This window comes from Curtobacterium sp. ZW137 (assembly GCF_003762905.1).
Taxonomy (GTDB): domain Bacteria; phylum Actinomycetota; class Actinomycetes; order Actinomycetales; family Microbacteriaceae; genus Curtobacterium.
In genome coordinates this window covers 186745-211314 of record NZ_RJKS01000003.1, presented here as the reverse complement: position 1 = coordinate 211314, position 24570 = coordinate 186745, and the positions used below count along the sequence as shown (strand labels likewise).

Annotated in this window: 25 protein-coding genes; 19 read left to right on the top strand and 6 right to left on the bottom strand. The window is 71.4% G+C overall.

Features of this window, described 5'->3' with window-relative positions:
* Positions 1-20 precede the first annotated feature (20 nt).
* From EDF55_RS10585 to EDF55_RS10530, 12 genes are all read left to right on the top strand, one after another.
* Positions 21-809, top strand: coding sequence for a DeoR/GlpR family DNA-binding transcription regulator (locus EDF55_RS10585; RefSeq protein WP_165931354.1), 789 nt, complete (start codon positions 21-23; stop codon positions 807-809).
* 166 nt (positions 810-975) lie between these two features.
* Positions 976-2181 carry a Gfo/Idh/MocA family protein gene (locus EDF55_RS10580; RefSeq protein WP_123654931.1) on the top strand — a complete coding sequence of 402 codons (1206 nt, stop codon included), beginning with the start codon at positions 976-978 and terminating at the stop codon, positions 2179-2181.
* Between the two features lie 23 nt (positions 2182-2204).
* Entirely contained in the window at positions 2205-3524 is a 1320-nt protein-coding gene (locus EDF55_RS10575; RefSeq protein WP_123654930.1) for a sugar ABC transporter substrate-binding protein, read from the top strand.
* A 25-nt stretch (positions 3525-3549) separates the two neighbouring features.
* Positions 3550-4536, top strand: a complete 987-nt coding sequence (locus EDF55_RS10570) for a carbohydrate ABC transporter permease (RefSeq protein WP_123654929.1) — start codon at positions 3550-3552, stop codon at positions 4534-4536.
* Positions 4533-5387 carry a carbohydrate ABC transporter permease gene (locus tag EDF55_RS10565; RefSeq protein ID WP_260233330.1) on the top strand — a complete coding sequence of 285 codons (855 nt, stop codon included), beginning with the start codon at positions 4533-4535 and terminating at the stop codon, positions 5385-5387. Before EDF55_RS10570 ends, EDF55_RS10565 begins: the two co-directional genes overlap by 4 nt.
* Before the next feature lie 10 nt (positions 5388-5397).
* Entirely contained in the window at positions 5398-6192 is a 795-nt protein-coding gene (locus EDF55_RS10560; protein ID WP_123654928.1) for a hypothetical protein, read from the top strand.
* A gap of 34 nt (positions 6193-6226) precedes the next feature.
* The gene (locus EDF55_RS10555) at positions 6227-6469 is read left to right on the top strand and encodes a hypothetical protein (protein ID WP_123654927.1); all 243 of its coding nucleotides are present in this window, start codon (positions 6227-6229) and stop codon (positions 6467-6469) included.
* A gap of 39 nt (positions 6470-6508) precedes the next feature.
* Complete coding sequence (locus EDF55_RS10550) at positions 6509-8194, top strand: bifunctional 3'-5' exonuclease/DNA polymerase (RefSeq protein WP_123654926.1); 1686 nt, start codon at positions 6509-6511, stop codon at positions 8192-8194.
* A gap of 47 nt (positions 8195-8241) precedes the next feature.
* Positions 8242-9048, top strand: coding sequence for a phosphatase PAP2 family protein (locus EDF55_RS10545; RefSeq protein ID WP_123654925.1), 807 nt, complete (start codon positions 8242-8244; stop codon positions 9046-9048).
* A gap of 442 nt (positions 9049-9490) precedes the next feature.
* The gene (locus tag EDF55_RS10540) at positions 9491-11062 is read left to right on the top strand and encodes a serine/threonine-protein kinase (RefSeq protein WP_123654924.1); all 1572 of its coding nucleotides are present in this window, start codon (positions 9491-9493) and stop codon (positions 11060-11062) included.
* Between the two features lie 177 nt (positions 11063-11239).
* Entirely contained in the window at positions 11240-14362 is a 3123-nt protein-coding gene (locus tag EDF55_RS10535; protein ID WP_260235887.1) for a GH92 family glycosyl hydrolase, read from the top strand.
* A 33-nt stretch (positions 14363-14395) separates the two neighbouring features.
* Complete coding sequence (locus EDF55_RS10530; RefSeq protein ID WP_123654923.1) at positions 14396-14602, top strand: hypothetical protein; 207 nt, start codon at positions 14396-14398, stop codon at positions 14600-14602.
* 3 nt (positions 14603-14605) lie between these two features.
* Here the strand turns inward: EDF55_RS10530 and EDF55_RS10525 are convergent, their stop codons facing one another.
* The gene (locus EDF55_RS10525; RefSeq protein ID WP_165931355.1) at positions 14606-15076 is read right to left on the bottom strand and encodes a MarR family winged helix-turn-helix transcriptional regulator; all 471 of its coding nucleotides are present in this window, start codon (positions 15074-15076) and stop codon (positions 14606-14608) included.
* Between the two features lie 185 nt (positions 15077-15261).
* On the opposite strand from EDF55_RS10525, the gene EDF55_RS10520 reads away from it, so the two are divergent.
* The 5 genes from EDF55_RS10520 (at position 15262) to EDF55_RS18820 (ending at position 18666) form a co-directional block, all read left to right on the top strand.
* Positions 15262-15915 carry a hypothetical protein gene (locus EDF55_RS10520; protein ID WP_123654921.1) on the top strand — a complete coding sequence of 218 codons (654 nt, stop codon included), beginning with the start codon at positions 15262-15264 and terminating at the stop codon, positions 15913-15915.
* A gap of 125 nt (positions 15916-16040) precedes the next feature.
* Entirely contained in the window at positions 16041-16925 is an 885-nt protein-coding gene (locus EDF55_RS10515; protein WP_123654920.1) for a S26 family signal peptidase, read from the top strand.
* A complete protein-coding gene (locus EDF55_RS10510; protein ID WP_260233328.1) occupies positions 16922-17776 on the top strand; it encodes a LamG domain-containing protein in 855 nt (284 codons plus the stop codon). Before EDF55_RS10515 ends, EDF55_RS10510 begins: the two co-directional genes overlap by 4 nt.
* Before the next feature lie 51 nt (positions 17777-17827).
* Positions 17828-18391, top strand: a complete 564-nt coding sequence (locus EDF55_RS10505) for a hypothetical protein (protein ID WP_123654918.1) — start codon at positions 17828-17830, stop codon at positions 18389-18391.
* 122 nt (positions 18392-18513) lie between these two features.
* Complete coding sequence (locus EDF55_RS18820; protein ID WP_165931281.1) at positions 18514-18666, top strand: hypothetical protein; 153 nt, start codon at positions 18514-18516, stop codon at positions 18664-18666.
* Between the two features lie 43 nt (positions 18667-18709).
* Here EDF55_RS18820 and EDF55_RS10500 read toward each other — a convergent pair whose 3' ends face one another.
* From EDF55_RS10500 to EDF55_RS10490, 3 genes are all read right to left on the bottom strand, one after another.
* Positions 18710-19636: an aldo/keto reductase family oxidoreductase gene (locus EDF55_RS10500; protein ID WP_123654917.1), complete on the bottom strand. Its 927-nt coding sequence runs from the start codon at positions 19634-19636 to the stop codon at positions 18710-18712.
* Between the two features lie 77 nt (positions 19637-19713).
* Positions 19714-20316, bottom strand: coding sequence for a CG0192-related protein (locus EDF55_RS10495; RefSeq protein WP_123654916.1), 603 nt, complete (start codon positions 20314-20316; stop codon positions 19714-19716).
* 50 nt (positions 20317-20366) lie between these two features.
* Positions 20367-21122, bottom strand: coding sequence for an SDR family NAD(P)-dependent oxidoreductase (locus EDF55_RS10490; RefSeq protein WP_123654915.1), 756 nt, complete (start codon positions 21120-21122; stop codon positions 20367-20369).
* Between the two features lie 35 nt (positions 21123-21157).
* On the opposite strand from EDF55_RS10490, the gene EDF55_RS18815 reads away from it, so the two are divergent.
* Positions 21158-22021 carry a putative RNA methyltransferase gene (locus EDF55_RS18815; RefSeq protein ID WP_185017316.1) on the top strand — a complete coding sequence of 288 codons (864 nt, stop codon included), beginning with the start codon at positions 21158-21160 and terminating at the stop codon, positions 22019-22021.
* Positions 22022-22028: 7 nt separating this feature from the next.
* On the opposite strand, the gene EDF55_RS10480 is transcribed toward EDF55_RS18815, so the two are convergent.
* Positions 22029-22454, bottom strand: a complete 426-nt coding sequence (locus EDF55_RS10480; RefSeq protein ID WP_123654913.1) for a VOC family protein — start codon at positions 22452-22454, stop codon at positions 22029-22031.
* 62 nt (positions 22455-22516) lie between these two features.
* Here EDF55_RS10480 and EDF55_RS10475 point away from each other — a divergent pair, with 62 nt between their 5' ends.
* Entirely contained in the window at positions 22517-23482 is a 966-nt protein-coding gene (locus tag EDF55_RS10475; RefSeq protein ID WP_123654912.1) for a YafY family protein, read from the top strand.
* A gap of 5 nt (positions 23483-23487) precedes the next feature.
* On the opposite strand, the gene EDF55_RS10470 is transcribed toward EDF55_RS10475, so the two are convergent.
* Positions 23488-24279, bottom strand: coding sequence for an Abi family protein (locus EDF55_RS10470; RefSeq protein WP_185017314.1), 792 nt, complete (start codon positions 24277-24279; stop codon positions 23488-23490).
* Positions 24280-24570 lie beyond the last annotated feature (291 nt).

The window sequence follows — 24570 nt, the reverse complement described above, 5'->3', positions numbered from 1 at the left end:
TCGCCCGTAGGATGGCCTCCATGACTCCGCAACAGCGGCTCAACGCCCTGCTCGAACTCGTGAGCGAACGGGGCAACGTGTCGATCTCCGAGATCGGCGAGATGCTCGGGATCTCCCCAGCGACCGCTCGCCGTGACCTCGCGACCCTCGCCGACCAGCGGCTCGTCACCCGCACCCACGGCGGGGCCGCCGCGCTCGGGGCCGGGTACGAGCTGCCGCTGCAGTACAAGATCGCCCGGCAGGCCGAGGCGAAGACCGCCATCGCCCGTGCCGCGGTCGCGCTCGTCGGACCGGGGGAGACCGTCGGCCTGAACGGGGGCACCACCACGACCGAGGTGGCGCGCGAGCTCGGCAAGAGCGAGCGCTTCATCCGCGCCGACGGCGAGTACGGCGTCACCATCGTGACGAACGCGCTGAACATCGGGTACGAACTGTCCGTGCGGGCGAACGTCAAGATCGTGGTGACCGGTGGCGTCGCACGCCGCCAGTCGTACGAGCTCGTGGGGCCGCTGGTCCGCGACACGCTCGACGAGTTCGCGCTCGACGTCGTCGTCCTCGGTGTCGACGGACTCACCGGCCAGTACGGCGCCACCACGATGCACGAGGGAGAGGCCGAGGTGAGTCGCCACTTCGCGTCCGTCGGCCGTCGGGTCATCGTCGTCGCGGACTCGACGAAGATCGAGCGCTCGACGTTCGCGCGCATCTGCCCGCTGGACCGCATCGACGTGCTGGTCACGGACCAGCCCGTCCCGCCGGCCTTCGCCGCGGACCTCGCCTCGGCCGGCGTGGAGCTCGTCGTCGCCGACTGAGCCGGACCGGGCTCCCGCCGGTCGGCCGGGTGCTCGTCTGCGCGCCGCGGACGTTACCGGCGTGTAAAACCCTTGCATCTCGCTTCCGTGAGCGATCCGTGAGCGCCTATTGTGCATTCATGATCGATTCGGCATCATGGGCGTCACAATCACGCAAGGGAGCGAGATGAGCGTCGACACGAACGAACCCCTCCGCGTCGCGGTGATCGGGATGGGCCAACGGTCCGCCATCGCCCGGCACGTCGCCGAGGCGGTCGCCTCACACCCCGACCTGCGGGCGTCGGTCACCGCCGTCGCGGACGTCACCGCCGACGGGCGGGAACGTGGGCACGCCGAGTACCCCGACGCGCTGGTCGTGGAGCACCACCGTGACCTCGTCGGTGCGGTGGACGCCGCGATCGTGACGACGCCCGACTGGACCCACGCCGAGATCGCGATCGACCTCCTCCGCGCGGGCATCGCCGTCTACCTCGAGAAGCCCCTCGCGATCACCGTCGAGGACGCCGACGCCGTCCTGAACACCGCGGCCGAGACCGGCACCCCGCTGTACGTCGGGCACAACTTCCGGCACGCGGCAGTCGTCCGGCTGATGCGGGAGATCGTGGAGCGCGGGGAGATCGGCGAGGTCAAGGCCGTCTGGTGCCGGCACTTCGTCGGCAACGGCGGCGACTACTACTTCAAGGACTGGCACGCCGACCGCACGAAGGTGAACTCGCTGCTCCTGCAGAAGGCCAGCCATGACCTCGACGTCATCCACGCCCTGGCCGGCGGGTACACCAGCCGCGTCGTCGGCATGGGCTCGCTGTCGGTCTACGGCGACGTCACCGACCGCCGTGACCGCGCCGGCGAGCTGATGGGCGACTGGTTCTCGCTGGACAACTGGCCGCCGCTCGAGCAGACCGGCCTCAACCCCGTCGTCGACGTCGAGGACGTCTCGATGGTGATGATGACGCTCGACAACGGCGTGCAGGCCAGCTACGAGCAGTGCCACTTCACGCCGGACTACTGGCGGAACTACACCGTCATCGGGACCGAAGGGCGCCTGGAGAACATCGGCGACACCGGCGGCGGCGTGGTCAAGGTCTGGAACCACCGGCGGGGCTGGGACGTGCAGGGCGACCGGGAGTACCCGATCGACGGCGTCGAGTCCGGGCACGCGGACGCCGACCTCCTCACCATGACCGAGTTCCTGCGCCTCGTCGCCCTCGGGGAACCGACCTCCCTGTCGCCGATCGCGGCCCGTGCCGCGGTCGCCGCCGGCGCCCTGGCCACCCGCTCGCTGCGGAACGGTTCCGTCCCCATCGACGTCCCGGCGCTGCCGGACGAGACGCTCACCCACTTCACCCACCCCACCCAGACCGTCAGCCGCTGACGGCCGTGCGAAAGGACCCCCCGATGCCCGCACACACCACAGCCCGAGGAGCACGTCGCGTCCTCCTCGGTGCCGTCGCCGCCCTCGGCGCGGCCGTCCTGCTGGCCGGCTGCTCGACGTCCTCGGGCGCCACGAGCTCCGGCAGCGCGTACGACAAGGCCGCGAAGGACACCAAGGCGACGCTGAACTACGCCGTCTGGGACGAGAACCAGGTCGCCGCGATCAAGGCGAACATCAAGGGCTTCAACGAGGAGTACCCGGACATCAAGGTCAACGTCGACGTGACGCCGTTCGCCAACTACTGGACGAAGCTGCAGACCCAGGGCTCGAGCGACACGCTCCCCGACCTGTTCTGGATGAACGGCCCGAACTTCCAGCTCTACGCGGCCAACGGCAAGATCGCGCCGATCACCGGCGAGGTCAAGGCGGGCGCCATCGACCCGGCGAACTACTCGTCCGCGCTGAACAAGCTCTACACGTACGACGGCACCCAGTACGGCGTCCCGAAGGACTTCGACACGATCGGCGTCTGGGTGAACAAGGCGCTGTTCGAGAAGGCCGGGGTCGCGCTGCCGTCGAAGGACTGGACCTGGGCCGACTTCCAGAAGACCGGCGCCGAGCTCTCCGAGAAGCTCGAGGCCGACGGTGCGTACGGCGCCGCCGGTGGCATGGACGGCCAGACCACGTACTACGACACGATCTTCCAGGCGGGTGGCTCGGTCGTGAACGCCGCGGGCACGAAGTCCGGGTACGCGTCGAAGGCGTCCGAAGCGGGCCTGCAGTTCTGGACCGACCTCATCAAGTCGGGTGCGTCGCCGTCGATCAAGCAGCTCACCGACACGACCGCCGACCAGTGGTTCACCTCGGGCAAGCTCGCGATGTACCAGGGCGGCAGCTGGTTCCGCTCCGCGCTGACGGACACCGCCATGGAGAAGGACGTCGTCGTCTACCCGCTGCCCAAGGGCAAGCAGCAGGCCACGGTCATCCACGGCGTCTCGAACGTCGTCTCCGCCAACTCGAAGCACAAGGCCGCCGCACAGGCGCTCCAGGTCTACCTCGCCGGCAAGACCGCGCAGCAGCAGCAGGGCGACATGGGCGCCGTGATCCCGGCGTACACCGGCACGCAGGACGCCTTCACGAAGACGATGCCCGACGCGGACCTGCAGGTCTTCCTCGACGCGGTCGACTACGCCCAGCCGCTCCCCGTGTCGAAGAACACCGCCGCGTGGAACACCCTCGAGACGAACCTGCTCCCGAGCGCGTTCGACGGCTCCACCCCCGTCGACCAGGTGGCGACCGAGCTCGCCCAGAAGATGGACTCCGCCCTCGGCAAGGAGCAGTGACGCCCCGGCGTCGCGGAGAGACCCGATGACGATCAACACCGAGCATCCCGACACGGCGGCGACCCCGGTCGCCGCCACCCCCGCCCGGACGCAGCGCGCGTCCGGGCGGGGCGCCCCGCGGGGCGACCGGAACCCCCGCCGGACCCGCACCGACGGCGCCTGGCCCTGGCTCTTCGTGCTGCCCCTCCTGATCGGCGTCGGCACGTTCTACATCTGGCCGATCATCCAGACCTTCTGGTACTCCTTCACCACGTGGGGCGTCTTCGGCGGCGCGACGTTCTCCGGCCTGGCGAACTACGGCCGGCTGCTGTCGGACCCGCAGCTCTACCAGTCGCTGCTCAACACCGTCATCTACACGGCGATCGTCCTCGTGGGGATCCCGATCGCGGTCTGGCTCGCCAGTCTGCTGAACACCCCCGGTCTGCGGTTCGCGCAGTTCTACCGTGTGCTGTTCTTCCTGCCGTACGTCGCGATGCCGGCCGCGATCGCCCTCGTCTGGCGGATCATGTTCAACGGCGACTACGGCATCGTGAACTGGTTCCTCGGGCGGTTCGGCATCGACGGGCCGTACTGGATCTCGACCCCCGGCTTCGCGCTGGTCGCCGTCAGTCTCGTCGGCCTGTGGTCGTCCCTCGGCTTCTCGATGATCATCCTCGGCGCCGGTCTCAAGGACATCCCGCCGGAGCTCTACGAGGCAGCGGAGCTCGACGGCGCGAGCCGGTGGCGGCAGTTCCGCTCCGTCACGGTGCCGCTCCTGACCCCGAGCATCTTCTTCGTGGTCATCGTCACGACGATCTCGAGCTTCCAGCTGTTCGACCTGCTCTACGCGATCCTCGGCAGCACCAACCCGGTGATCCCGAAGACGATGTCCCTCGTCTTCTACTTCTACAGCGCCGGGTTCATCGACAACGACAAGGGCTTCGCGGCGGCGATCGCCATGGTGATCTTCGTGCTCATCGGCATCGTCACGCTCGTGCAGTTCCGGGTCCAGAAGAAGTGGGTGCAGTCATGACCACCACCACGATCCGGAGCGGGAAGCGCCCAGGTCGCCGCGGCGGCAGCCACTGGTGGATCCACGTCGTCCTCGGCGTCGGCGGGTTCGCGATGGCGTTCCCGTTCCTCTGGCAGATCATCATGTCGCTGTCCACGAACGCGCAGGTGCAGTCCGTCACCCCGGTGTTCTGGCCGGGGCAGCTGCAGTGGCACAACTTCACCGAGGTGTTCGAGCGCCTGCCGTTCCTCAGCCAGCTCGGCACGTCCGTGTACGTCACGATCATCCGGACGATCGCGCAGATCATCCTCTGCACGCTCGCCGGGTACGCGTTCGCCCGGATGCGGTTCCGTGGCCGGACGGTCCTGCTCGCGATCGTGCTGTCGATCCTGCTGGTCCCGTCGCAGGTCTACCTGATCTCTCAGTACCAGATCGTGCAGGGACTCGGGTGGCTCGACACCCTCGCCGGGATCGTCGCTCCGGGGCTGTTCAGCGCGTTCGGCACGTTCCTGATGCGGACCGCGTTCCTCAACATGCCGCCGGAGCTCGAAGAGGCGGCGCGCATGGACGGTGCGAACCCGTTCCAGGTGTTCTGGCGGATCATGCTGCCCCTCGCCCGTCCGTCGATCAGCGTCCTCGCGATCACGACCGTGCTGTGGTCCTGGAACGAGCTGCTCTGGCCGCTCGTCGTGTCCACCCGTGCCGAGGACATGCCCCTCGCCGCCGGGCTCGCGACCCTGTCGAGTGACCGGACGATCGACTACCCGGTGCTGATGGCCGCCAGCCTCATGGCGATGGCCCCGGTGCTGATCATGTTCATCGTCCTGCAGCGCCGGGTCATCGACGGGCTCGCGTCGTCCGGGCTGAAGTGAGGGACGCACCGTGAGCGGACCGGTGGCGGACACGACCGGCCTGGAGGCCCGACCCGCCTCCGTCGCGCTGCTCACCGCCGCCATCGGTCGCTTCCAGGACCCCGCCGCGCCCGTCACGGACCTCGCGGCGGCGCTCGCCGCGACCGTCGCCGACGCACCGCCGGGGGAGCGGGACGACCTGGTGTTCGCCGCGGTCTCCGCCGTCCTGCCCGTCACCCACCGATGGCTCCGGAGCCGAGGGCTGACCGCCGAGCAGGCGGACGCGAGCATCGCGGACGTGGCGCGCAAACGCGACCGGTACGGGGTCCGGGGCACGGGCCTGGACTGGTTCTGCGCGGTGGCGACCGGACGCGTGGTGGCCGTCGGGCGCCTCCAGTTCGAACTCGGCGCGCACCTGGCGGACGGCACGCCGGCCTGGGGTGTGCACGTCCCGGAGACCGGGCCGCTCGACCCGGTCGCCTGCGACCGGGCGTTCGCCGCCGCCCCGGACGTCCTCCGCCGCCTCGCACCGCAGGCCGCCGCGACGGTGTGGAACTGCCGGTCGTGGACGCTCGACCCCGGACTGGCCGATGTCCTCGGCCCCGACGCGAACCTCGTGCGCTTCGCCCGGCGGTTCACGCTGCTCCCGCCCGGCTCCCACGACGTGGCGGAGGGCGACGACAGCGCCGCGAAGTTCGTCTTCGGGACCGACCTGGCGACCGCACGCGCGACCGCGCCGCGCGGTCGCGTCCAGGCCGCCGTCCGCGCGCGGTGGGACGCCGGAGCGCACTGGACCGAGCGCACCGGGACGGCACCGGTCGGGTGAGCCCGTGCACCCGCCGACGCGTACCGTCGCGGGCATGAGCGAAGCAACACCGAAGCACCCGCACGGTCCGGACCGCGACCACCTCGACGACGGCGTCGACATGACGTTCGACGAGCGCCGGCACGACACGCTCCGACGGATGTCGGGATCGGACGCCCACGACGAGGACCCCCGCGTCGAGGTGCACGAGGAGTCCGACGGCACCGTCCGCATCGACGTCGCCGACACCGCTGCCGTGCGACCCGGTGGGACCGACCCGAGCCGCCGCGACCGCTGAACGTCCGGCGAGGACGGTGGTGCACGGCATGATCGTTGCGTGCACCTCGTCCTCAGCCGCGTCGACGGCGGCGTCCTCGCGACCCCGCTGACCGACGCGGGGACCCCGGACGGTGAGCCGGTCCACCTCCGCGAGTCGAGCCTCCCGGCCTTCGTCGCGGAACGCGAGTCCGCGGGCGTGCGCTGGGTGTGGGACGACACCGCGCGCTGGTACCCGGCGCTGCTCGCCGCCGGCGGCCGAGTCGCCCGGTGCGTCGACCTGCGCCTCTGCCACCGGATCCTCCGCTCCGCGCTGGCTGCGCGTGGGTCCGACCTGCAGGCGTCGCCGCCCGGGTCGTGGGACGCCGCGGCACCGCAGGAGCGCCTCCAGCGTGCGACCCAGGCGCAGCTCTTCGACGACGCACTGTTCGACGTGGCACCGGCGGCCGACGACGCCGAACCGGTCGCCGGGCTCCGTGCGCAACTCGCTGCCGTGGCCGGGTCGACCGACCCCGGGGCGCTCCGGCTGCTGCTCGCCGCCGAGTCCGCCGGCGCCCTCGTCGCCGCCGAGATGCGCTTCGCCGGACTCCCGTGGCGCGTCGACGTGCACGAGCGCCTGCTCGCGGACACGCTCGGACCACGGGTGCCCCACGGCGTACGCCCCCGACGACTCGAGGAGATCGCCGACGTCCTCCGCGACCGGCTCGACGACCCGTCCCTGAACCCGGACTCGCCCGCCGACGTGCTGCGGTCCCTGCGCCGCGCCGGACTCGTGGTGGACAGCACCCGGAAGTGGGAGCTGCAGCGACTCGAGCACCCCGCGATCGAACCGCTGCTCGAGTACAAGCGGCTCTACCGGCTGCTCACCGCGAACGGGTGGTCGTGGCTCGACGAGTGGGTGCAGGACGGGCGGTTCCACCCGGAGTACGCCGTCGGCGGTGTCGTCACCGGGCGGTGGGCGGCGAACGGCGGCGGCGCGATGCAGCTGCCGAAGGCCGTCCGGAGCGCCGTGGTGGCCGACGACGGGTGGAAGCTCGTCGTCGCCGATGCCGCACAGCTCGAACCGCGGGTGCTCGCCGCGATGGCGGGCGACCTCGCGATGGCCGCCGCCGGCAACGGACGCGACCTGTACGACGGCGTCGTCGCCTCCGGCGCCGTCGAGACCCGGCAGCAGGCGAAGGGCGCGATGCTCGGCGCGATGTACGGCGCGACCCAGGGTGAGGGCGGCCGGCTCGTCCCGCGGCTGGCCCGGGCCTTCCCGCGGGCGCTGGACCTCGTCGAGCGCGCGGCGCGGGCGGGGGAGCGCGGCGAACCGGTGACCACACGACTCGGGCGGACCTCGCCGGTCCCCGAGCAGGCCTGGTTCGAAGCGAAGAACCTCGCCTGGTCCGTCGAGGGCACCCCGGCCATGCAGCGCTCCGTCGAGTCGCGCGCCCGGAGCTGGGGGCGGTTCACGCGGAACTTCGTGGTGCAGGGCACCGCGGCTGAGTGGGCGCTGTCGTGGATGGCGTCGCTCCGGACCCGACTCGCCGCACGGTACCGGGGCCCCGTGCGGGACGGCGCGCACCTGGTGTTCTTCGTGCACGACGAGATCGTCCTGCACACCCCGGAGGCCGACGCCGCCTGGGTCGCCGAGCAGGTCGAGGCCGCCGCTGCCGATGCCGGCCGCATCCTCTTCGGGGACTTCCCCGTCACGTTCCCGCTGTCCGTCGGCATCGTCGACGACTACGGCAGCGCGAAGGACTGAAGCCCGCTCCGCGCTCGCGTTCGGGTGCCGCCGGGCAGGCTGGGTGGATGGACGACGAAGCACGCCGCGACCACCGCACCGTCGGTGACGTCGACCTGACCACCTGGCGGACCCGAGCTGGCCGGGCGTCGGCGTCCGCGTGGGTGCGGCTCGGTGACCGGTTCGGCGCGCTGCCGCTGCTCCTCGTCACACTGCTGATCGGCATCGCGATCGCCGCCGTCTGCACGTGGGTCGCCTCCGAGGTCTACGACGCGGTGCGCGAGGCCGACGACGTCGCGGTCCTCGACCGACCGGTCCTCGACTTCGCCATGTCGTTGCGGACGCCAGGACTCGACACGGTCGTCACGTGGTGGACGAACGTCGCCGGCACCGTCGGGATGCCGATCGTCGCCGTCGGGTTCCTCGTCGGCTTCACGATCCAGCGCCGCGCTTGGACACCCCTCGTGTTGCTCGTCGCGGCGAGTGCCGGTTCGCTCCTGATGACCGTCGCGGGCAAGGACCTCATCGGGCGCGCTCGACCGCCGCTCGCAGACGCGGTGCCGCCGTACGAGCGCTCGCCCTCGTTCCCGTCGGGACACACGCTGAACGCGACGGTGATCGTCGGCACGATCGTGTACCTGCTGCTCCTCCGGCAGTCCCGCAGAGCGACGCGGGTGTGGACGGTGGTGCTCGGGAGCGTGTTCGTCGTCTCCGTCGGGCTCTCCCGCGTGTTCCTCGGACACCACTGGCTCACCGACGTCCTGGCGGCGTGGGCGCTCGGCCTCGCCTGGCTGGCCCTCGTCATCACGGCGCACCGGCTCTACCTCACGGCCCTCCGCCGCGACGGGGCGAGCGATATCCACAGGCCTTCGTGACGACGGTCGGACCAGGCAAGGATCGATACGTCGGCCGGGACTCCAGGCGAAGCCCGGCCGGACTCGAAGAAGCACGAGAAAAGCCCCCGGTGGCAACCAGGGGCTGATCTCACCTCGTGAAGAGGTCAGTGGTCTGAGTTGCGTAGTAACTCGAACCGCCTACGGTGATCGAGTCTACGCGACCCTCCGGACCATCGGAAGGGGAGCTCGGACCACGGTCTCCTGCCCTGGGAAGGGAGGCCGACGATGGCGAAACACCGGCATCGGTGCGGCAACCGCAGGACGTCCGTCCTCGTGCTCGAGGTCCTCGGGCTCGTGACGGCGATCGTGACCCTCGCGGGCGCGGTCCTGCAGCTGCTGTAGGTCCGCGGGCGGCTCCGGGGACACCGGAGCCGCCCCGTCCACGCGGGGGCCGTCAGGTCGTGCCGGTAGGTTGCCGGGCATGGAAGAACGGGTCTTCGGCGGCAGGTACCGCGTCACGGGAACGCTCGGACACGGGGGCATGGCGTCCGTGTACCGCGCGGTCGACGAGCAACTCGGACGCGAAGTGGCGGTCAAGGTGTTCCGCATGGGGGCGGTGGACCACGGGGAACGCGCCCGCGCCGAGGCGGAGATCCAGGTCCTCGCCGGCCTCCGCAGCCCGGCGCTCGTGACGCTCTACGACGCCGCGCTCGACGACGCCGACGGTGACTCGTACCTCGTCATGGAACTCGTCCCGGGCAGTGACCTCGCGACCCGCCTCCGTGAAGGACCGCTCGACCGCTCGACCACGGCTCGGGTCGGTGCGCAGGTCGCGGACGGCCTCGCCGCCGTGCACGCGCAGGGCATCGTGCACCGCGACGTGAAGCCGGCGAACGTCCTGCTCGAGGCGGACGGCTCGCACGTGAAGCTCGCGGACTTCGGGATCGCGCTCCTCCGCGACGCCGCCCGGGTCACGGGGACCGGCACCGTGATGGGGACCGCCGCGTACCTCGCCCCGGAGCAGGTCACCGCGCAGGGCATCAGCGGGAAGTCCGACGTGTACTCGCTCGGTCTCGTGCTCCTCGAGTGCCTGACCGGCCGGATGCCGTTCCCCGGCAGCGCGGTCGAGTCCGCGACCGCACGGCTCACCCGCTCGCCGGAGATCGACCCGGCACTGCCGACGGCCTGGCGCGTGCTCCTGCACGTGATGACGGCGACCGACCCCGCCGAGCGGCCGTCGGCCACGGAAGCGGCCGAACGACTCCGCGCGCTGGCGTACGACGACGGTGCGCCCGCGACGCAGCTCCTGCCAGGAGGCCCCGGCACGCTCACCGCGGCGGCTGCGGCCGCCGGGGCCGCAGGTGCCACCGCCGTGCTCGGCGCCCCGGGATCGGCGCAGGCCGACGAGGCGACGCGCGCGATGCCCGTGCGCGGACCCGATGACGACGCGACCCGCGTGATGCCGGCGAGTCAGGCCTCCGGATCGGACGACCAGGCGACCACGATCCTGGGGACCCAGCGCGGAACCGGCGAGCCGACCGGCGGCGGAGGTGGCCCGGTTGCCGCGTCGCCGGTGTCGGACGCGCCACCTGCGAAGAAGCGTCGGCGCGGCCTGGTGATCACGCTCGTGATCGTCGGTGTGCTCGTGCTCGCCGGGATCGTCGTCGCGGTGCTCGCGCTCGGCAACGGCGGCGGGACCCCGGCTCCGACCGAGTCGAGCTCGACCTCGCCGTCCGCGCCGGTCGACGAGCAGCCGAGCGACGAGCCCTCACAGCCCCAGGACGAGCCGTCCGAGCCCACCCAGCCGTCGCAGACGACCGCGCCGCAGCCCTCGCAGACCGTCGAGCCCGCGCCGTCCCAGCCCGCGGAGCCGTCGAACGGTCCGGAACCCTCGGTCGAGCCGACGCTGCCGGTCCAGACACCGCTCGACAGCGGTGCGGCGGACACCTCGTCGTCCGGCACGGGCGCTGCCGACTCGACCTCCGCCGACACGACCTCCGCGGACACGGGTCCCGGCAACTCGGAGAACGCCCCGGGTCACAACCAGGGCTGACCCGACCCGGCGGACGGGACGAGGAACGGGTCGTCGTCGACGGTGATCGACTGCGCACGAACGGCAGCTGGTGCAGCAGTGGGGGCCCGTTGCTGCGCACTCGATCGAGCGCCCGGTCGGCGACGTCCCGACGAGCACGGGGTTTCGTCCATCCGTTGGAGCAAATAGGGTGGGGGCGTGCGAGAACTGCAACGGAGCGGTGGCCCGACGACGGCCGTCGCCGCCAGGAACCATGTCGGCTTCACGTCCCTCGAGGGGTACCTCGTCGAACGACCGGAGGGCACCGGCACCGTCGACGCGAGCGTTCCCGGCTTCTCGGGACGGACGATCGAGTCGGGGGACCGGCTGTCCTGGGTCTGGTTCGCGGAGCGCACCCTGCCGGCGGGCCGGACCGAGCCGGACGTCGCGGACCTCGACCACTTCTGGGACGCCACGGCCTTCACCCTCGACGTGCTGTTCACCGACGGCTCCCGGCTGAGCGACTCCGCCACCGACCACTACGGCGACGCGCTGACCCCCGCCGCCCAGGACGCCGCGCGCAAGCAGTGGGTGGACCAGTGGAACCGGCGTGAGGTCGACCTCGCGCCGTTCGCGGGTCGGGTCGTCGACCGCCTGGAGGCCCGGCTCGGCTCCGCCACGCCGGCCGCCGCCGACGACATGGGCACCCTGACGGCCCTCCGCGGCTGGCTCGACGACGTCCGGATCGCACCGTCCCGGCGGCCCGCAGCGACCCGCCCGCTGGACCACGTGCGGACCACCCGCGGCACCCAGGCGTCCTCCCGGTTCTCCCGCGGCAACAACGCGCCCCTCGTCGGGCTCCCGCACGGCGGCGTGTTCGGCCTGCCGATGACCGACGCCGCGAGCAACCGGTGGCCGTACGCGTACCAGGAGCACAACCGTCCGCGTGACAACCGGCCCGCGATCCAGGCCTTCGCGACCAGCCACATCCCGTCGCCGTGGATGGGGGACCGCGGGGTGTTCCAGGTGATGCCGTCCCCGCTCGCGTCGCCGGACCCGGACCGGGTGGCCCGGGCGCTGGCGTTCGACCACGACGAGGAACTCGACGGCCCGCACCGCTACCGGGTGGCGCTCGAGCACGGCGTCACGGCGGAGATGACCGCGGGGGAGTTCGCCCTCGGCTTCCGGTTCACCGGCATCCGCAGCGTCGTCCTCGACCACCACGGCCGGGTCCTCGACGCGACCGTGCGCATCGAGGACGGCACCGCGGTGGTGGAGGCGCACCTCGACGACCGCCCCAGCACGCCGCCGCACTTCGTGCACCTGCGGGTCCCCGGGGTGACCGAGGACCACACGACGTCCGCGGACGGGGAACTCCGCGGGTGGTTCGCGGTCGCGGGGGACACGGACGTGCTCCTCGGGATCTCGACGGTCTCCTTCGCGGACGCCCGGGCGAACCTCGACGCCGCCGGCTCCTTCGACGCCATGCGCGCCCGCGCCGAGGAGCTCTGGACCGCCGAGCTCGCGACGCTCGAGGTCGAGGGTGCGACCGAGGACCAGCTGACCTCGATCTACTCGGACCTGTACCGCCTGTTCCTCTACCCGAACCGTGCCGGCGAGACCGCGCTCACCGGCACGCCGCACTACCGCTCCCCGTACGGCGACGTCCTCGCGCAGCCGATCCGCGACGAGCCCGGTCCCGAGGCGGTCGACGGGGCGATGACGACCACGAACGGATTCTGGGACACCTACCGCACCGCGTGGCCGCTCCTCGGACTGCTCACCCCGGACACCGCTGCCGAGCTCGCGCAGGGCTTCGTCCAGCACTTCTCCGACGGCGGGTGGACCCCCCGCTGGAGCGCCCCCGGCGCCGAGGACTGCATGACGGGCACCACGAGCGACACCGTGTTCGGCGACCTCGTGTCGAAGGGCGTGGACGGGTTCGACCTGGAGCAGGCGTACCGGAGCGCGGTGAAGAACGCGACCGTCCCGCCGCGGGACGAGCGTGTCGGGCGCAAGGGGAGCCTCCCGGGCGCCTTCCGCGGCCACGTCGACACCGACACCGCCGAGGGGATGTCCTGGACCCTGGACGCCGCGATCAACGACTGGAGCGTCTCGGTGATGGCCACCGCCCTGGCTGATCGCACCACCGACACCGCGGCGCGCGAGCGGTACGCGGCAGAGGCCGAGTGGTTCGCCCGCCGGTCCCTGCAGTACCGGAACGTGTTCGACCGGCGCCGCGGGTTCTTCATCGGGCGGACCCCCGACGGGCGGTGGCGCGAGGGCGAGGGCTACGACCCCGACCAGTGGGGCGGTGACTACACCGAGACGAACGCCTGGGGGACGATGTTCACCGCGCCGCACGACGGCGTCGGCATCGTCGACCTGCACGGCGGGCCGACCGGGTTCGACGCCGCGATCGACCGGTTCTTCGCCGCCCGGGAGACCGGCGCGACCGACCGTGCCGGACACTACGGCTTCCCGATCCACGAGATGACCGAGGCCCGCGACGTGCGGATGGGCATGCTCGGGCTCTCGAACCAGCCCGCGCACCACATCCCGTTCTTCCCGATGTTCACCGGACGCCACGACGACGCACACCGGATCGTCCGCGAATCCGTCGACCGCCTGTTCGTCGGGTCGGACCTCGGCCAGGGCTACCCCGGTGACGAGGACAACGGCGAGATGAGCGCCTGGTACGTCTTCGCGACGATCGGCCTGTACCCGCTGGCACCGGCCAGTGGTTCCTACGTGATCGTGCCGCCGTCGGTCCGTCGCGCGGTGCTGCGTCAGACGGGAGGATCGGTGACGGTCATCGAGACCGCCGGCGCTGGTCGGTTCATCGCCTCCGTCACGGTCGACGGGTCGCCCTGGAACTCCATCAGCATCCCGCACGCGGTCGTCGCCGGCGCGGCGACGATCGTCATCGAGCTCTCCGAGACGCCCACCGGCTGGGCAGCGGACACGCGGCCGGTCTCGGCCTCGGACGTGCACGGGTACCGGGACACCCCGACCGACGTGCTCCCCGTGGGGGCGTCGCCGCTGGCAGACGACACCGGCCGGACCGTGACGGCGCTCGCCGCGGGCTCGACGGTCTCGTTCCCGGTCGCGATCGCGTCGGCCTCGCTGTACACGGTGACGGCCGCCGCGCCCGGGGCGTACTCGTGGCAGGTCGCGCTCGGATCGACGGTGGTCACGGTCGCCGACGCGGTGTTCGAGTGGGCCGGGCAGACACGGGTGTTCCGAATCTCCGGGGGCGGTGACACGTTCGACTTCACCCCGACGTCCGCCGTGACGCTCACGCAGCTCGAACTCATCGCGTCCGACAGGGGTGATTCATAGGCGCTGCTCATCGACGGCGGGCATGCTCGTCCCATGTCGATGAGCAGCGCGTTCGATCCCTCCCAGGGCCGCGCGATCCCCGAGGACCAGGTGGCCGAGAACGGCCTCGAACTCGATCAGGACCCGGCACGCGGCCTGGACATCGAGGTCGAGGTGGTCAGCGGCGCCGCTGCCGACCCGGCGGCACCGTCGCTGTTCCTCACGCCGATCTCGAGCCCGTCGCCGAGCAACCCGGAGTAGCGCTCAGGCGTTCCCCGCGGCGTCCTCTTCGGACTCCATCGCAGCACCCTGCTGGAGGAGCCCGGTCGCGACGTCGTTCAACACGCTGGTCAGGTCGACCCCGGTGGCGGCGTGGACGGCCCGCAGGACCGTGGCGTACCGCTCCCGCGCGTCGGCGATCACGGCTTCACCCGCCGGGCTGAGCAGGATCAGGGACCCCCGGCGGTCCGACGGGTTCGGGCGACGCTCGACCAGGCCGGCGGCGGCGAGCCGGTCGACCAGGTTCGTCACCGCGCCCGACGTCAGGCTGAGGTAGCCGGAGAGCTCCGTCGCCGTCGCGTACCCGGTGTCGCTGATCTGTGCGAGCGCGCGGAGGCCGGTCTCGTGGATCCCCGCGCGGTCACTGAGCTGCCCGGCGAGGCCCCGCTCCGCGCGGATGACGGCGTCGAGCGCCCCGAGCAGCTCCGCCGCGTCACCCTCTGCTGTCCCTGCCACCGGGTCCTCTCCCTGTCGTGTTCCGTCGCAAGGATGGCACGGACTCCCGGCGTGGTCGCTGGCTGCCCCCCGCTCTGGGGCAATGGCTGCGCTTCCAGTTATGTGAATGACTGGCTATCTTGATGATCAAGCAAGAAACGCCATCCCGGTGGCGCCCCATCCACTCCTGATCATCGAGGTACCCCGTGTCGAACCCGCACCGCATCTCCCCGGTGAAGCGCCTCCGCTTTGCGCCTGTTGCGCTCATCGCGGGCATCTTCGCCGCCGTCCTGCTCTCCCTCTCCCTCACCGGCACCCTCTCCGGGTTCGCGGCGAGCATCACCAACAGCAGCAACACCGCCGCCAGCGGCACGCTCGTCATGCAGGAGCAGAACGCCAACGCATCGGTGACCTGCCTCAGCACCGACGGCGGCTCCGTCTCGACGAACTCCGCGACCTGCGCCACGATCAACAAGTTCGGTGGCAGCACGACGATGACGCCGGGCAACACGGTCAACACGGCGATCAGCATCAAGAACACCGGCACCGCCGCTGCGAGCACCTTCACGCTCACCCCGGGTGCGACCTGCACCCAGTCGAACAACGGCTCGGCGAACGGCACCGCGACCGACCTCTGCGCGAAGATGAACCTGGTCATCACCTCCGGGTCGACCACCGTGTTCTCCGGCACGCTCGCCAGCTTCAAGGGCGCCGCAGCATCGGCCTTCACGATGCCCGCCGCTCCGGCTGCCGGTGTGAGCGTCCCGTTCAACTTCGCGGTCACGCTGGACTCCTCGGCCGGCAACACCTACCAGGGCCTCGCCGCCTCGGTCCCGATGACCTGGACCTTCACGGCCTGATCTGCTCCACCCCCGGGTGACACCTCGACCGAGCCCGAGCCGGCCGAGGTGTCACCTCCTCGCTGGGACACCAGCACCAGCACCACCCCACCCGCACGACCTCGATCCGAACCGGAGGGACGACCATGAGCCAGACCTCGGCCGTCCCGCTGACCGGCACCCTCTCCCGCCCGCTCCTCGGCGCCCCGACCGCCAGCCGGTTCGAGGTCACCCTCGCCTGGTCGGTCGCCGTCGTCGCAGCGGTGCTCCTCGCTGCCGCCGCACTGTTCCTCACGAGCGGTGGCCGGATGTTCGTCGTCGAGACGCCGTCCATGGGCGAGGCGGCTCCGGTCGGCACGCTCGTCCTCGACCTCCCCGTCCAGGCGTCGTCGCTCCAGGTGGGCGACATCGTCTCGTTCCGGGTCAGCGAGGCCCCCGACACCACGTACACGCACCGGGTCATCAGCATCGACGCCGACGGTGGGATCCACACCCGCGGCGACGTGAACGGCGCGACCGACCCGTGGACGCTGACGCAGGAGAACCTCGTCGGGGCACCGGCCCTGCTCGTCCCGCACCTCGGCTGGCTCTTCCGGGCGGCCCCGTTGCTGCTCATCGGCACCCTCCTGATCTGGGTGCTGACGAGTCCCTTCAGCGACCGGGTCACCCGGAGCTCGCTCCGCATCGCCGGATCGGCGCTCACGGTCTCGTACGCGGCGTTCGTGCTCAAGCCGTTCGTGAACGTGACGACCATCACGAACACCGCGCACCCGCACTCCGTCGAGGCGACGATCATCTCCTCCGGCATGTTCCCGGTGCGGGTCGACGCGCACGGTGGGAACAGCGTCCACCTGGTCGACGGTGAGGTCGGCCGCGTGGTGGTCCACGAGCTCACCCGGAACGGCCAGTACCAGCTCACGTCGAACATCGACCTCGACCCGCTCGGGTGGGCGCTGCTCATCGCCGCATGCCTGATCCCCCTCGTGCTGTGCCTCGCGGTCGGCCGCGTCCACACGGTGCGGCCCTCGTGAGGGGCGTCCGGCTCCGCGACGGCAAGGTCGTCGCGCTGGTCCTCGTGCTGGCCCTCGTCGCCGTCGTGCTGCTCGCCCAGTTCGCGCCGACCCGCTCGGCCTTCAGCGCGAAGGTCACCGACAGCAGCAACACCGCTGGCACCGCGAAGGACTTCACCTGCTCGGGTGCGATCGACGACGACCTGACCGGAGCGGTCTTCGCCTACAAGCTCGGCGAGGCGACGGGCGCGAAGACCGCCGTCGACTGGTCGGGCAAGGGTGCGAACGGCACCTACCAGGGCACGATGACCGCCGCGACGCCGAGCCCGAACGCGTGCCCGCGCGACCCGGGGAGCTCGTACGTCCTCAACGGCAGCACGTCGTTCGTCTCCACGCCCACCGCGGTCAAGAACCCGACGACCTTCAGCGAGGAGGTCTGGTTCAAGACGACCGTCGCCGGCGGGCTCCTCATCGGCTTCGGCAGCAACCAGGTCGCGGTGTCCGGCCAGCACGACCGGCAGATCTACCTGAACACCAGCGGCCAGCTCGTGTTCGGCGCGTACAACAACGCCGTGCAGGTCGTGACCTCACCGGCGTCGTACAACGACGGCGCCTGGCACCACGTCGTGTCGACGATGTCCGCGGCCACCGGGATGCGGCTCTACGCCGACGGTGTCCTGGTCGCGTCGAACACCGCGTACACGCTGCCGGAGAACGCCACCGGGTACTGGCGGGTCGGGTACGACACCACGACCGGGTGGCCGGGCACGGCGAACAACTACTCCTTCACCGGCTCGATGCGCTACGCCGCGGTGTACAGCACCGTGCTGTCGCAGACGCAGGTCACGAACCACTACGTCTCGAGCCGCTGACCCGCCGGGCAACAACGGCAGGGGAGGATCAGTGACCGGTAGTGTTCCAGAATGACACCGACGGCGTACGTCGACGAATCCGAACCAGGTGACGCGCGAGATCCCGGCGCGTACATCCTCGCTGCCGTGCTCGTGCCGGACGAAGCGCAGGATGGCCTCCGCGACGTCCTGCTCGCGCTCAAGCCCAGGTCGGCGAAGAAGCTGCACTGGACCGAGAGTGACTCCCGGCACCGCGATCGCGTCGTCGAGGAGATCTCGGCCGAACCCGTGTCGTCCATCGGCGTCGTTGCCATTCTCGATCTGCTGGCGCGCAGCGAACGCCGACGCCGCATCGCGTTCGAGCGCCTGCTCCTCGAACTGACGACGGTCGGTGTCGACCGGGTCGTCCTGGAATCGCGCGGGCCCGCCGATCGGCTCGACCGTCAGCACCTGGACGCGCTTCGCGCGCGTCGATTGCTCACGGGCATCCGCGTGGAGCACATTCCCGGGGCGGCCGAGCCGCTGCTCTGGGCTGCCGACGCGATGTGCGGCATCATCGCCGCCGACCGACGATGCGTGGAACGGTACCGGGCCGTCGTGGGCACGAAGCTCGTCACGCACGTGGAACGCCGGTGAAAGCGCGAATCCCCGGGCCCCGCTATACCGCAGGATCTCCCAGGGACCACTTCCGCTCCCACCGCGATGGGGCGACTCCAGACAGTGTGACATTTCACGGCCCGAAAGGCAACGAGTCTCGCATGGTGACGGACACGGGCAACGACCTCATGGTCGCACTCGACGTTGCTCTCGTCGCCCTGCGCTTCGCGGCCGACGATGGCAGACGAACCGAACTGGACGAGGTGATCGAGGCGTTCGGCTGCTCCCGCAGCGAGCTGGACTCCGAGAACTGACCGGGCAGGGCCGCCGGAGCGACCCTGCCCGGCCAGCAGCGGGTCAGGGGACGGTGTGTCCCGCGGCCGTCAGGACGCGGTACCACTCCTCGCGCGTGAGCACGACGTCCGAGCCGGCGGCCGAGTCCCGCACACGCTGCGGGTTCGTCGTGCCCAGGACGACCTGGAAGTGCGCGGGGTGCCGGGTGATCCACGCGACGGCGATGCCCGTCGGGGTGACCCCGTGCGCCGACGCCAGCTCCTCGAGCACGTCGTTCAGTTCGGCGTAGTGCTCGCGGTCGCCGAGGAAGACGCCGTCGAAGAAGCCCTTCTGGAACGGCGACCAGGCCTGCGGCGTGATGTCGTGCAGGCGCGAGTAGTTGAGGATGTCGTTGTCGCGGTCGATCGACTGGTCGAGGCCGCCCATGTTCGCGGCGAGGCCCTGCGTGATGACGTTCGCGTGCGTGATGCTCAGCTGCACCTGGTTGAACGCGAGCGGACGCGTGACCGACTTCTTCAGCAGCTCGACCTGCCCGGGGGTGTGGTTCGAGACGCCGAAGTGGTGCACCTTGCCGGCGGCGTGCAGTTCGTCGAACGCCTTCGCCACTTCCTCGGGCTCGACGAGTGCGTCGGGGCGGTGCAGCAGCAGGACGTCGATGTAGTCGGTGCGGAGGGCCGTCAGCGACTCCTCGACCGAGGACATGATGTGGTCGTACGAGAAGTCGAAGTACCCCTGGCGGATGCCGACCTTCGTCTGCAGCTGGATGTCGGCGCGCTCCGACGCGGACAGCGTGACCGCGGCGCCGAAGCGCTCCTCGCAGCCGTGCCAGCCGCCGTAGATCGCGGCGTGGTCGAACATGGTCACGCCCGCGTCGCGCGAGGCCGTGTAGAGCGAACGGATGTCCTCGTCGCTCATGTCGTTGATCCGCATCAGCCCGACGATGACGTCGGATGCGGTGAGGTCCGTCTGTGGCAACTCCAGTGTCTTCACGCCCCCGATCCTGCCAGGCAGGACGCGGTCGAACGAGGCCCTGTCGGTACCCGTCGGGTGGTCGGCGCGGAGGGTGCTCAGGCGCGGAGGACGGCCAGCACGGTCGGACCGGCGTCGGCCCACGTCGCGGTCAGGGTCTCGCCAGCGGGCAGCGGCGTCCCGACGACGCGCAGGATCGTGAGGTCGCCGATGGTCGTGAGCGCGCCCTCGGTCGTCGGGGCGACGGTCGTGACGGCGGGGGAGGACGCGGCGGAACCACTGCCCCGCGCCGAGCCGTGCGACGGCGGTACGTCGAGGCCCGGCGCTCCGACGAGCTCGGCCTCGTGGCCACCGGTCGCGATCGTGCGCCGCAGGACGTCGGCGTACACCGGGTCCCCGGCGGCGTCGTAGACCCAGCGCCGGCCGAGGACGGAGTGGTCCATCTCGGTCACCAGGAACGCCGTGGCACCGGCGAGGGGCGCGTCGCGGTAGGTCAGCGGCGCGTGCAGCACCGCGCCGTCGCCCACCCGGACGAGCATCGTCTCGACACCGACCTCGCCCGCGGGGTCGTCGAAACGGAACCGCCCGACGACGTCCACGGTCGCGCCGGGTGCGACGCCGCTCCAGGGCTGCGACGGCAACCACGCGGCGAGCGCTTCGGCCTTGGACGGACGGAGTTCGGCGCGGTGGATGAGTGCCATGCAGCGAACCTAGCGCCACGGCGAGGACCCGGCGGGGGCGGAGCACGGGGTCAGTGCACGGAGAATCCGCCGTCGACCGCGATCGACTGCCCGGTGACGTAGGCCGAGCCCGGGCCGGCGAGGAACACCGCCGCAGCAGCGAAGTCCGACGTCCGCCCGTTCCGCCCGACCAGGGTCCGCGCCGCCAGCCGCTCCACGGTCGCGGGGTCGGAGCTGAGCCGTCGGTTCAGCGGCGTCTGCACGAACCCCGGGACCAGGGCGTTGGCGGTGACCCCCTGCGCGGACCAGGCCTCCGCCTGGGACCGGACCAGGGCCTCCAGGCCGGCCTTGGAGACCCCGTACGCGCCGCTGGCCGCGAACGGACGGTGGGCCTGCTGGGAGCTGATCGCGATGAGACGGCCGTACCCGCGACGAGCCATCCCGGGAGCGAGACGCTGCCCCAGGACGAACGGCGCGTCGAGGTTCACCGCCATCGTCGCGTCCCACGTCGCCTCGTCGAGGTCCGGCATCGGCGGCCGGAGGTTGATCCCCGCGGAGTTCACCAGGACGTCGACGTCGCCCACGGCATCGGCGAGCGCATGGGCTCCGGCGCGGGTGGCGAGGTCCGCGACGGCACCCTCGGCCGACCCGCCGTCGGCGCGGATCTCGTCGACGGCTGCGGTGATCGTGTCGGCGGTCCGCGCAGCGATGACGACGCGTGCTCCCGCGTCCGCCAGCGCACCCGCGATGGCACGGCCGATGCCGGAACTGCCGCCGGTGACGAGTGCGGTGCGTCCGTCGAGACCGAAGAGCTGCTGGAGCGACATCGGGCCAGGCTACCGACGCCCGTACGCTGGACGGCGTGCGTGACGACCTGCTGCCCGTGCTCGCCTGCCCCGTGTGCCGCGAGCCGCTCGGTCGCACCGGCGTCGGGCAGGCCGGGTGCGCGAACGGGCACCGGTTCGACGAGGCCAAGCAGGGGCACCTGACGCTCCTCCCGGCGAAGCGGCGCGCGCTGACCGCGGACACCCCGGAGATGGTCGACGCGCGGATCCGGTTCCTGGGTCGTGGGCACTACGCGCCGGTCGAGCGGGCGCTCGCCGCGGTGGTCTCGTCCGCCGACGCACCGGGGGTCGTCCTGGACGTCGGGTCCGGCCCCGGGACCTACCTGGCACACGCGCTCGATGCGTCCGACCCGTCCGATCCGTCCGACCCGTCCGACCCGTCCGACCCGTCAGATCCGGCCGGGAGGCTCGGGGTCGCGTTGGACCTGTCGGCCGTCGCCATCCGGCGGGCTGCTCGGGTGCACGTCCGGGCCGGGGCCGTGGTCGGTGACGTCACGGAGCGGTTGCCGATCGTCGACGGCGCTGCCGCCGTCGTCCTCGACGTCTTCGCCCCGCGGAACCAGCGGGAGTACGCGCGGGTGCTGCACGAGGATGGGGTGCTCGCGGTCGTGACACCGCGGGCGGGGCACCTGGCGGAGCTCGCCGAGGCGACGATCAGCGTCGACCCGGAGAAGGAGCGGCGGCTCCACGACTCCCTGACGCCGTCGTTCGTGCAGTCGTCGTCGGAGGACCTGACGTGGACGATGGACCTGTCCGCCGAGGACGTCCACGACGTCGTGCACATGGGGCCGAGTCACCACCACGTCGCTCCCGACGCGGTGTTCGCGCCGGCCACGGTGACCGCCGCCGTCACCGTGTCGACGTGGGTGCCGACACGGTGACCCCGTGTCAGTGGTCGGTGGACTCCGGGGCGACGTCGAGTGCCCAGATCACGCCGAACTTGTCGCGGAGCTGCCCGGCGAGCGGTGACCACGCGGCCGGCCCGAACGGCTGACGGATCTCTGCCCCGTCGGAGAGTCCGTCCCACGCGGCCGTGATCTCGTCGGCGTCGGTGCCGCTGAGGTAGACGTAGGACGCGTTCGTGCCCTGGTCGTAGGGCTGTCCGGGCCACACGTCGAACGCCATCACGCGGATGCCGCTCGCCGTCTGGACCTGGCCCCAGACGATGCGGTCCGCCCACGCGGGGTCGTCGGTGGCGCCCATCGCGCCGTAGGTCATGGTGGCTGGCTCGGTGCCGAGGGCCTTCGCGTAGAAGTCGAGGGCCTCGCGGGCGTTGCCGTCGAAGTTGAGGTGGGGAGTCGTGGTGATCGTCATGGGAACGAGTCTGGCGACGGTAGCGGTCAGATCATGTCCGCTTCTCGACGGATACTGGATCCGTGTCCGGACCGTCCTCGCGCATGCTCGCGCTCCTCTCCCTGCTGCAGGTCCGTCGCGACTGGCCGGGCGACGTCCTCGCCGAGCGCCTCGATGTCAGTCCCCGCACCGTCCGCCGCGACGTCGACCGGCTCCGTGAGCTGGGGTACCGGGTCGAGGCGCTCAAGGGCCCGGCCGGCGGCTACCGGCTCTCCGCCGGCGCGGAACTCCCGCCGCTGCTCTTCGACGACGAGCAGGCGGTCGCGATCGCCCTCGCGTTGGCGGTCGCCCCGGCATCGGGTGCGGACATCGCCGAACCAGCGGCGCGGGCGCTCGCCGCGGTCCGGCAGGTGATGCCCGCACGGCTCCGGCACCGCATCGACGCGGTGGACGTCATCGCGACGCCGGGGACGACGACCGTCGATCCGGAGGTGCTCGTCGCCGTCAGTGATGCCGTGCGGACCAGGCAGGTGCTCCGCTTCGACCTCGACACCGCCTGGGCCGGCGACGATCCGGGCGACCGGCCGCCGCGTCGCGTCGAGCCGCACGCGGTGGTCGCCCGGAACGGCCGGTGGTACCTGCTCGCATGGGTGGACGAACGGCAGGACTGGCGGACCTACCGCATCGACCGGATGCACCCGCGGACGCCGACGGGTCTCCGCTTCACGCCGCGTGACGTGCCCGGCGGTGACCCCGCCACGTTCGTCGCCGCGCGCTTCAAGGGCTCGGACGTCCGGGACGCGTGGCCGTGCACCGGGACCGTCGAGCTGCAGGTCGCCGCGCGGACCATCGCGCCGTACCTCGACGGTGGCACCGAGCTCGAGGAGCTCGGCGCCGACCGCTGCCGGCTCACGATCGGGTCCTGGTCGTGGACGGCGCTCGCCGCGCGGATCGCCGACTTCGACGCGTCGTTCGAGGTCGTCGGGCCGGCGGCGCTCCGCGATGCCTGCGCCGTGGTTGCGGACCGCTTGCGGGCCGCCGTCGTGTGACGGTCTCACCGAGTCGTTCCCAGGCCGACGAGGAGATCCCGGTGATCAGCGAGGAGGAGCTCGAGTGCCGTCGTGCGTGCCGGGTCGGTGCAGACGCTGTCGGCCATGTGGCTGATGAGCGCGAGCGAGCGGGACGGGGACCTCGGCTGCCCCCCTTCGAGGCGTGCGACCAGCGTTGCTGGCGATCGGTACTTCGGCGTCGGCACGCCGAATCGCGTGCCCCAGATCCGAGTGTGGTGCGCACAGCAGTTCCGAACGTGCGTGACGTGCTGCAGCGTGGCGCGGAGCGTCGGTGCGGGGAGCTGGAACGTCTGCGCCACAACACGGGAGACCTGCGGATCGAGGAGCCCGGCGATGCGAGAGATCGCGCCGAGGCTCAGGTGCTCGGAGACCATGGCGAACGAGATCTGATCGAGGTCGCGTCTCGACCAGATCTGTCGAGCGGCTCGGTCTGTGCTCCTGTCGAGCGCGCCGGTGAACTGCGCACGAAGCGCCTCGATGTCGACGCCCGGTCGGAATGCGCGCGGGTCGATGTGCCAGCTCGGTCCGAACCTCGTTGCACATGTCGATGCCATCTGGCCCCGGAGCGCGAGTTCGATCCGCTCGATCCGTATGAGCAGGGCAAACCGGATCGCACTGTCGAACTCATGGACACGGTGGACATCCCCATCGGAGTGCGGGAGTCCGACTGTCCGCAGCGCCCGGCGGAACTGGGTCACGCGCCAGGGCGAGAGGTGAGAGCTGGTGAACGTGATGATGGCGCCTTCGAGATCGTCGATTCGTTCGATCTCGGGCAAGCCGGCAGCAACTACAGCGCAGGAAACAACATGAGCGGTTGGAGGAATCCGTCCTGTGCTGCCGAAGCAGCACAGGACGGAGCAGTCCCGCCCGTTTGAGGAGACGCGAGCGTCGAGCCTTGGCGGGAACCGTTGCAGCCAACATATCAGCGGGTCGGGACAGGGGCAAGTGTTAGGGGAGCGCATGCGTCGTGGGAGGCGGCGTTAGGAGGGCGTTAGGAGCGGCCTGGAGGCCCGGTGCCGGATCCACCATCGGATCGGCACCAGGAACGGTGCCGTCCACGGCACCTG

What these genes read in the sequence shown, in the direction of transcription:
- EDF55_RS10570 (WP_123654929.1), top strand. Translation starts at nt 3,550, where the DNA reads ATGACGATCAACACCGAGCATCCCGACACGGCGGCGACCCCGGTCGCC.
- EDF55_RS10495 (WP_123654916.1), bottom strand. Translation starts at nt 20,316, where the DNA reads ATGGCACTCATCCACCGCGCCGAACTCCGTCCGTCCAAGGCCGAAGCG.
- EDF55_RS10490 (WP_123654915.1), bottom strand. Translation starts at nt 21,122, where the DNA reads ATGTCGCTCCAGCAGCTCTTCGGTCTCGACGGACGCACCGCACTCGTC.
- EDF55_RS10555 (WP_123654927.1), top strand. Translation starts at nt 6,227, where the DNA reads ATGAGCGAAGCAACACCGAAGCACCCGCACGGTCCGGACCGCGACCAC.
- EDF55_RS10515 (WP_123654920.1), top strand. Translation starts at nt 16,041, where the DNA reads ATGAGCCAGACCTCGGCCGTCCCGCTGACCGGCACCCTCTCCCGCCCG.
- EDF55_RS10580 (WP_123654931.1), top strand. Translation starts at nt 976, where the DNA reads ATGAGCGTCGACACGAACGAACCCCTCCGCGTCGCGGTGATCGGGATG.
- EDF55_RS10530 (WP_123654923.1), top strand. Translation starts at nt 14,396, where the DNA reads ATGTCGATGAGCAGCGCGTTCGATCCCTCCCAGGGCCGCGCGATCCCC.
- EDF55_RS10505 (WP_123654918.1), top strand. Translation starts at nt 17,828, where the DNA reads ATGACACCGACGGCGTACGTCGACGAATCCGAACCAGGTGACGCGCGA.
- EDF55_RS10540 (WP_123654924.1), top strand. Translation starts at nt 9,491, where the DNA reads ATGGAAGAACGGGTCTTCGGCGGCAGGTACCGCGTCACGGGAACGCTC.
- EDF55_RS10480 (WP_123654913.1), bottom strand. Translation starts at nt 22,454, where the DNA reads ATGACGATCACCACGACTCCCCACCTCAACTTCGACGGCAACGCCCGC.
- EDF55_RS10565 (WP_260233330.1), top strand. Translation starts at nt 4,533, where the DNA reads ATGACCACCACCACGATCCGGAGCGGGAAGCGCCCAGGTCGCCGCGGC.
- EDF55_RS10575 (WP_123654930.1), top strand. Translation starts at nt 2,205, where the DNA reads ATGCCCGCACACACCACAGCCCGAGGAGCACGTCGCGTCCTCCTCGGT.
- EDF55_RS10585 (WP_165931354.1), top strand. Translation starts at nt 21, where the DNA reads ATGACTCCGCAACAGCGGCTCAACGCCCTGCTCGAACTCGTGAGCGAA.
- EDF55_RS18820 (WP_165931281.1), top strand. Translation starts at nt 18,514, where the DNA reads ATGGTGACGGACACGGGCAACGACCTCATGGTCGCACTCGACGTTGCT.
- EDF55_RS10545 (WP_123654925.1), top strand. Translation starts at nt 8,242, where the DNA reads ATGGACGACGAAGCACGCCGCGACCACCGCACCGTCGGTGACGTCGAC.